At 34.4% G+C, this 7,035-nt stretch carries 8 protein-coding genes; 2 read left to right on the top strand and 6 right to left on the bottom strand.

The window, feature by feature from the left end:
• The 3 genes from ACKI2P_RS08865 to ACKI2P_RS08875 form a co-directional block, all read right to left on the bottom strand.
• Positions 1–848: MATE family efflux transporter (locus ACKI2P_RS08865; RefSeq protein ID WP_407376946.1), on the bottom strand; the 848-nt coding region annotated here is incomplete at its 3' end.
• Complete coding sequence (locus ACKI2P_RS08870; RefSeq protein WP_407376948.1) at positions 845–1,318, bottom strand: MarR family winged helix-turn-helix transcriptional regulator; 474 nt, start codon at positions 1,316–1,318, stop codon at positions 845–847. The genes ACKI2P_RS08865 and ACKI2P_RS08870, both read right to left, overlap by 4 nt.
• A gap of 7 nt (positions 1,319–1,325) precedes the next feature.
• Positions 1,326–1,775 carry a flavodoxin family protein gene (locus tag ACKI2P_RS08875; RefSeq protein ID WP_407376950.1) on the bottom strand — a complete coding sequence of 150 codons (450 nt, stop codon included), beginning with the start codon at positions 1,773–1,775 and terminating at the stop codon, positions 1,326–1,328.
• Positions 1,776–1,892: 117 nt separating this feature from the next.
• Here ACKI2P_RS08875 and ACKI2P_RS08880 point away from each other — a divergent pair, with 117 nt between their 5' ends.
• Both ACKI2P_RS08880 and ACKI2P_RS08885 read left to right on the top strand, forming a co-directional pair.
• On the top strand, positions 1,893–2,882 hold the full coding sequence (locus ACKI2P_RS08880) for an acyltransferase family protein (protein WP_407376952.1): 990 nt from the start codon (positions 1,893–1,895) through the stop codon (positions 2,880–2,882).
• A 24-nt stretch (positions 2,883–2,906) separates the two neighbouring features.
• Positions 2,907–3,782: a hypothetical protein gene (locus tag ACKI2P_RS08885; RefSeq protein ID WP_407376954.1), complete on the top strand. Its 876-nt coding sequence runs from the start codon at positions 2,907–2,909 to the stop codon at positions 3,780–3,782.
• 19 nt (positions 3,783–3,801) lie between these two features.
• On the opposite strand, the gene ACKI2P_RS08890 is transcribed toward ACKI2P_RS08885, so the two are convergent.
• The 3 genes from ACKI2P_RS08890 to ACKI2P_RS08900 form a co-directional block, all read right to left on the bottom strand.
• A complete protein-coding gene (locus tag ACKI2P_RS08890; protein ID WP_407376955.1) occupies positions 3,802–5,046 on the bottom strand; it encodes a hypothetical protein in 1,245 nt (414 codons plus the stop codon).
• Positions 5,047–5,227: 181 nt separating this feature from the next.
• Positions 5,228–6,196 carry a glycosyltransferase family 2 protein gene (locus ACKI2P_RS08895; RefSeq protein ID WP_407376957.1) on the bottom strand — a complete coding sequence of 323 codons (969 nt, stop codon included), beginning with the start codon at positions 6,194–6,196 and terminating at the stop codon, positions 5,228–5,230.
• Between the two features lie 11 nt (positions 6,197–6,207).
• Positions 6,208–7,035: acyltransferase family protein (locus ACKI2P_RS08900; protein WP_407376959.1), on the bottom strand; the 828-nt coding region annotated here is incomplete at its 5' end.

Below are 7,035 nucleotides of genomic sequence, written 5' to 3' on the forward strand. Positions count from 1 at the left end.
CTCATTGAAGCGGTATATACTGCAACCGCTGTTGTACCTGCAGCCATTACGAGCATGCTGTTTATGATGATTGCCAGAGCTGAAAATACAACGTTTTCCAATGTTGACGGAATTGCAACCTGCAGGGTATCGATAATCATCTTTCCTGAATAATGGAAGTTGCTCGGTGAAAGGTCAAGATACAAATCCTTTTTACCCCATATCCAGTAGCTCATCACAAGACAAGAGCTTACAGCGGATATGATGGTTGCCCATGCAGCACCTGAAATTCCCAGATTCAATACATATATGAAAATAGGATCTAAAATGATGTTCAGGATAGCTGTTACTGCAATTGCGATTGTTGCACGTCTCATGTCACCTTCTGATCTGAATATCGCTGAAGCCACACCTGAATATACGAATATGAACAGGAATCCGAATATGATGTAGCTGTAATCCATCGCATACTGGATTGTATCGCCGGCACCCATAAACTGCAGAATAGGAACCATGAACGCTTCAATCAGAATTGTGAATATTACAGAAATTATTATGGAGAGAAGAATTCCGTGAAGACCTGCGTTGTTTGCCTGCTCATAGTTTCCCGCTCCTATGTTTCTTGCAATAAGGGAGTTTGCTCCCGCACCGATACCGTTTCCAAGACCGACCAGCACCATGAAAAGAGGTGTGATAAATCCTATTGCAGCAAGTGCATCGGCACCGAGACCGGCTACCCATATACTGTCTGCAATGTTATACATCATAATCAAAAGCATGGAAACCATCATGGGAAGAGCCAGTTTGATAATAGCCTTTTTAGGGTCTCCTGTAATCATTTCAATATTTTTGTTTCTTTTTTCACTCATTTTTTACTCTCCCTTGCATTTAGTTCCATGGTATTTATAACTATTTCCTTTAGGACCTTCTGTAAGAGTTCCTTTTCTATAATCTGATTTTTGTTGATGACTTCCCTTTCCCAGGTGTCAAATAATTTGATGGTCTCATTCAATGTCTCATTACCCTTTTCGGTGAGGAAAACCTTGTTCTGTCGGCGGTTGTTTTCATCGATTTGCCTTTCAACAAGTCCCTTGTCTTCGAGTTTCTTGACCGACCGTGCAACAGCACCCTTGTTTATATTGCATCTTGAAGCTATCTTTTCCTGGTTAATCGGATTTTCATTGGATATTTCAAAAAGCAAATAGAGTTGGGTGGCGTTTATGCCGAACTTTTCAAGGTTGTGGTTGACATAAATGTTGATTCCCCTTGCGGCCATTGTAATCATTTTTCCCGGAGGGATAAGGGTTGCATCAATGTTTTTAAAATCTTCAATTGTCATGTTATCATCACTGGATGAATGAAGTCAAATCGTATTCTCCTTTTTTAACCTCTTTGGTTGTAAGGCCAATTGTTTTGAGAGGTTTTTTGCAGTATTTCTCAAGCTGTTTAAATGATGATTCAAAGCCGCTGCTTCCGGCGGTCATGAAAAACTTGACCTCATTGAATTTTCCTTCGTTCTGTTTAATGTATGATAAAAGCGGATTCGCTGCCTTGCTTACCCATACAGGCGCTCCGAGATATACTACATCGTAATCCTGGGGATTGAATTTCATGTCTTCAAATTCTATTATCTTTTCCTGCATGGCATCCTTTCCTCCACGAGCATATCCTATTTTTCCCTGGTAGTTTACCTTAGGGATAATCTCGTCAATGTCGGAACCTGTTTTGGCTGCAATGTCTTCAGCCAGCTTTTTTGTAATGTTGGTTCTTGAATAATAAACTACTAATGATTTCATAGTTTTAATATTAAGATGTCCTCATATATAAACTGTTGCATTGACAACTATTGCATCAGCAACAGTTCAGATAATGTGTAAAAATGTATAAAAAATAGGATAATTATATATAATAATATGACTCATGAAAGGATTCACAGATTTGACAACTTAAAGGGGCTGGCAATACTTATGATAGTTTGCTGGCATCTGAACACTTCCGAGATGTTTCCGATGTTGGGGGATAAAATACTTTATATAACCGCCCTTCCATTATTCTTTTTCGTTTCCGGATATTTTTCAAAAACATCTTCAGACCAATACGCTAAAAGCTTCAAAAGACTATTAATCCCATATATAATATTTACAATCGTGCTCAAGCTGTTCAGGTTTATGCTAACGGGCAAAATTGATATTAGCATGATATTCATTCAGGCATCAGTGGGCTTATGGTTTTTAGTTGCATTGTTTTTCATGAAGGTAATGCTTCCTCTGTTTGACAAATTCAGATACCCTCTTTTAACCGCATTTATCTGTGCCGTGTTTTTTGGAATAATAGACATACATCCAAACATTTTGGGACTGACAAGACTATTTGCATATTTCCCTATATTCCTTTTGGGATTCTATTATAATTCATATATGGAAAAACTGAGTCAAATCAGACCGAAACTGGTCGGATTTTATCAAAGGCATTTTAAGCTCATATTTATTTTGGGTATACTTTTAATTTTAATTGCAATTAATTTCCTGGATGCAAGGGTCATGGTATTCAAAACCCCATACGCAGGAAATATATTGTTTGAAATGATTAAAAGAGTTGCAGTGATACTTATTGAAATGGCTATGGTATTGCTTTTAAACAGGGCCATGACCAACAAAGAATCAATCTTAACAAAATTCGGAAGAAATTCAATGGCGATATATATGCTGCATATGTTCATTTTAATTTATTTCATGGACATGAACGTGAAATTATATGTTGCAAATGATATTATTACATTAATCGTAAATCTGGCATTTGTATTTGTTGTGGCAGTGATCCTGTCAAGCGACATTATCACAAAATACATGAACAAAATTACCGATTTCGTTGCGAATTTGATATTAAAACCGATAGATTATTAACTTTAATTATCAAAATATAATACAATGAACAAATATAAACTGGCCAAAACAATTTCGGTACTGACAAACCCTCCTATCATAACAATACCGTTATTTCTGATAATCTGTATTGTTCTGTCTTTTGAAAACGGAGGGTTTGACTTTTTTAAATTTATCCAGATGGAACTTATTTCCCTAATTTTTGCATCTCTTCTTCCGATGGCGATAATCGTATTTTGGGCTAAAAAAATCAACACCGACAATGACATTTCCAACCGGGAAGACAGATTCGTTCCATTGATAGTTGGAATAGTATCATATTTCATAGGTTTTATAGTATGTCTGTTTTTAAATGTCAGTAACTTTTTAGCGTTGCTGCTTTTATGTTATTCCGTAAATACAGGTGTGGTTTTGATTTTTACCATCTGGTGGAAAATCAGTGTTCACACAACAGGTTTAAGCGGCCCTGTAGCGGCATTGATATTGCTTTTGGGTCCAATCGGTGCAATTTTTGCTATTCTTTATCCGATTGTTATATGGTCAAGGGTTCTTTTAAAAAAACACACTATGGCTCAGGCCGTTACCGGCGGCGTTCAGGGATTTTTCCTCACAGTACTGGAAATTTATCTGTTTAGCCATCTCCTGAACATGCCTTTGAATGGTCTTGTTTCACTTGAAGAGTCAATATTATATATTCTGGCAATAATAGCAACTCCTGTGGTTCTTGGAATATTGAGCTATGTGAATCTGTCCAATAAAAAAATCATATTCTACATTTCACAAGCCGTATTTTTGATACTGTTCTATTTTCTCTCTCCGTTTAATGTCTTTGCCATATTCGTTGTGATATGCCTGACATCAATACTGATTAGCTATTGGGCCGGCGAAGAGTTTGTATGGTTCAATGTTTTGAACTCATAGCGTTTTCACAATACCTTAATTAATGCAAGTTGCCTTTGTAATCATATTTGATTTTCTTAATTTTATCAAAATTGTAATCTAAAATCCAGTTAATGTCAGGATTGTCATTCCAATATTCTCGGTCTTTATTAAAATTCTCCTGAATAACAAACCAATCGAAAATCTTTACTCCAGGAATGTTCCAACCCTTACCAAATTTATTGATTCCGTTTTCAATATATATAAGGTTTTCTTGGATTTTTATGAATGTTTCGTCAGTAATTTTAAATCCATAGTCCTCAGGATTCTCTTTCAATGCTATCAAAGACATTATGCATCGGCTACATTTATCGCAAATGCTGCAGTTACCTCCTTCTTTAGAAGTAAAACAAACTTTTAATGGAAAAGATAGGTTATGTTTTTTGGAATAGTTTACAATTGCCTCTATTTTTTCAAATCTTTCAACCTCATAACCGAAATGAGTAACATTACAACTTGCAAATTTAAATTCATTATCAGTTATTGGTGATGAGGCGCATTGCATGATGTCCTTTTTAAAAAATTCAGATTCTTTTGGAGAATGGGAACTTGAAATAAGTATTCCTTTTGCTTTATGTACGTATGCTATTAGTGCAGAATGACCAAGGAAAACTAATCCGTGTTGAAATTGATGCCACCAGCCTGAACTAGCTACATTTTGTATTTCATCAGTTAATGTATCTTGGTTTAGGCAAGAATAAAAGGAAGTTTCTATGAAAGATGTGTTTAGATGCATTGAATTTGAAAATTCGGTTATTGTATTAGATAAGTTTTTCCAACCTTCTTTTTTCCCTAACGGGATGTCCGCTCCATATACTGTGACAAGATGCAACTTTTTATCAAAATTTTCACAAACGGTGTATAATGAATCCACGCCCTGTGAAAAAAGAGAAATGTAAGTGTCACTAGGTTCATAGGAATTGTTAACGAGTTTGTTAGCAGTGATTTTACCTTTAAACTCGGCAAGAGGATACATTTTTTTATAGGATTTTTTAATATTATCCAAACAGTTATAAAAAGTTTCATCCAATTCATCCACAATCAATTCAGCATCAAAAAACCATGCTACTGGTATAAAATTAGTTATGACTGGTAAAATTAATATGCTATCTGGAATTTTGGCAACTTTTTCATCACCATGAATTATTTTTACATGCTGTTGTTTGTTTCTAAAATATTTGTCTAAGTCAGGTGATGTTTCGATAGTGTATTTAAAATAAACTCTACCTTTTATATCTAAATTCAACTTAATAAAAGAGTTTCTTTTTTTATTATTTGTATTTTTCAATGATTTAAAAAAATTTTTCAATGAATCCTTCATGTACACTTCCCCAATCAAAAGCAATTAATCTTTAATTTAATATTTATTGATTGAATATATTAAATTATGCTAATTGAATTAATACGAAAATAAATAAGTTTGGATGTTATTTGTTAATTTCTACAAATGTTTCATAGTCTTTTGCTTTTAAGATATCAAGGAAAAATTTCCTTTTAATGGGTCCTAAATTTTTGAGAAAATCCTCATAATATGCACTGGTTTTAATCAAAGAGTAGTCTTTTTTAATCAAGTCAAACAGTTGTTCTTGGTATTTTTCTTCAATATTCATTAAAGCATATCGTGGACCATTGATTTTAAAGGCAAGAAGGTCGAAGGTATACATATCATACCATCCGTTTTTAACGAATATGTCCATTAGAATTTGTCCGGCTCTGACAGTATCCAGAAATTTGGAATCAACCACTTCTGTAATTGATCCATCATGCTTAAGACGTTTATAGAGATGTCTTTTGATGATAGAAACTCTTTGGGCTTTAAGAAAAGTATAAAAGAAAAACGGCATGTCCTCAAAAAATATTCCTTCAGGAAATCTGGCATTAATTTTTCTTAAAAAAGACCCTTTGAAAATCTTTTGGCATGCGCTGACAGATATGTCAAAAAGAAAATCCCCACATTCATGGGGATTGAACACGCGATTTTCAAAGCTTTCAGGAAAATTGTCAAGATTAAACCAACTGTTTTCAGAATAGTCCTCACCGTCATACTTGATTATCTGAAATATGCTGATGTCAGTATCTTTTGATTTAATTTCGTTGTATGCTGTTTCAAGTGCATCCTGGCAGAATTCATCGTCTCCATCCAGAAACATCACATAATCTCCTGAAGCAATCTTCAATGCATTGTTCCGGCTTGCTCCAGGGCCTTGATTTGCCTGGTTTATGATGATGATTCTTTCATCTTCAAATCTTTCAATTATTTTCAGAGTATTGTCGGTTGAACCATCATTTACGATAATCAGCTCAAAATCATCAAAATTCTGTGACAATACGCTTCCAATTGAATTCTTGACATATTCCTCCTCATTGAAAACAGGAAGAATTATTGAAATTTTCATAAAAAACCTCACTAATGGTATCCTGAAAACTTATTGACAAATGGAATTCTGTTAATTGCAAGAATAACGAGCCATGATATCAGGAACAATGCGAATGTCACGAAAACAATGTATACGCAGACCTGAGTACCTGACAATGCAAGCTTTTTAAGCCATATACTTAATATTAAATAAAGTGTTATATGAAACAGATACATTCCATAGCTTGCTTTACTAATGGAAGTGTATATTCTTACCAAAACATCGTTTTCCAGTAACTTTCTGATTTTTGAATAGATTCCATCTTTCATTTCAAATATGTATCTCAATATCAGAAATATTGCAGATACTCTCAAAAGCTCAAAAATTCCCAAATCGACTTGTGAAGCAACTCTTGGAGATAAAGATATGTCATATCCAGTAACATATTCAAGCGGAAAATATCCATTAACTGCCAGAATTTTGATGGCTGTAACTGCAAGGACAACTAAAACTGCTAATGAAACAAGCTTTGTTTTGTCTATGTTGAATTCTTTGGATGACAGGTAATTACCTAAAACCATATATGCAATTGGACACAAAACCAGGTTCAGGTTAACATAATGTTTTATTCCTAGAATGAATGTAATCTGATAAAATATTGACCCTCCAAAAAGCACTGCAATGAAATAATCAAGTTCCTTAGATGATGCGTGCTGTACAAACTTATTTATAACAGGAAGAGTAATGTAGAGACCTAAAATCATCCAGAAATACCAGATGTGCTGGAATGGAATCTTATTCAGAGATGATGTAAGCCCACCAAAGCCTGTAAAGGTGGACATTACAAATAAAAGCAGGATAACATGTATTATAGTATA

Origin of the sequence: Methanobrevibacter sp. (genome assembly GCF_045541095.1) — an archaeon.
In the GTDB taxonomy this organism is placed as follows: Archaea; Methanobacteriota; Methanobacteria; order Methanobacteriales; family Methanobacteriaceae; genus Methanocatella.

What these genes read in the sequence shown, in the direction of transcription:
- ACKI2P_RS08870 (WP_407376948.1), bottom strand. Translation starts at nt 1,318, where the DNA reads ATGACAATTGAAGATTTTAAAAACATTGATGCAACCCTTATCCCTCCG.
- ACKI2P_RS08875 (WP_407376950.1), bottom strand. Translation starts at nt 1,775, where the DNA reads ATGAAATCATTAGTAGTTTATTATTCAAGAACCAACATTACAAAAAAG.
- ACKI2P_RS08880 (WP_407376952.1), top strand. Translation starts at nt 1,893, where the DNA reads ATGACTCATGAAAGGATTCACAGATTTGACAACTTAAAGGGGCTGGCA.
- ACKI2P_RS08885 (WP_407376954.1), top strand. Translation starts at nt 2,907, where the DNA reads ATGAACAAATATAAACTGGCCAAAACAATTTCGGTACTGACAAACCCT.
- ACKI2P_RS08895 (WP_407376957.1), bottom strand. Translation starts at nt 6,196, where the DNA reads ATGAAAATTTCAATAATTCTTCCTGTTTTCAATGAGGAGGAATATGTC.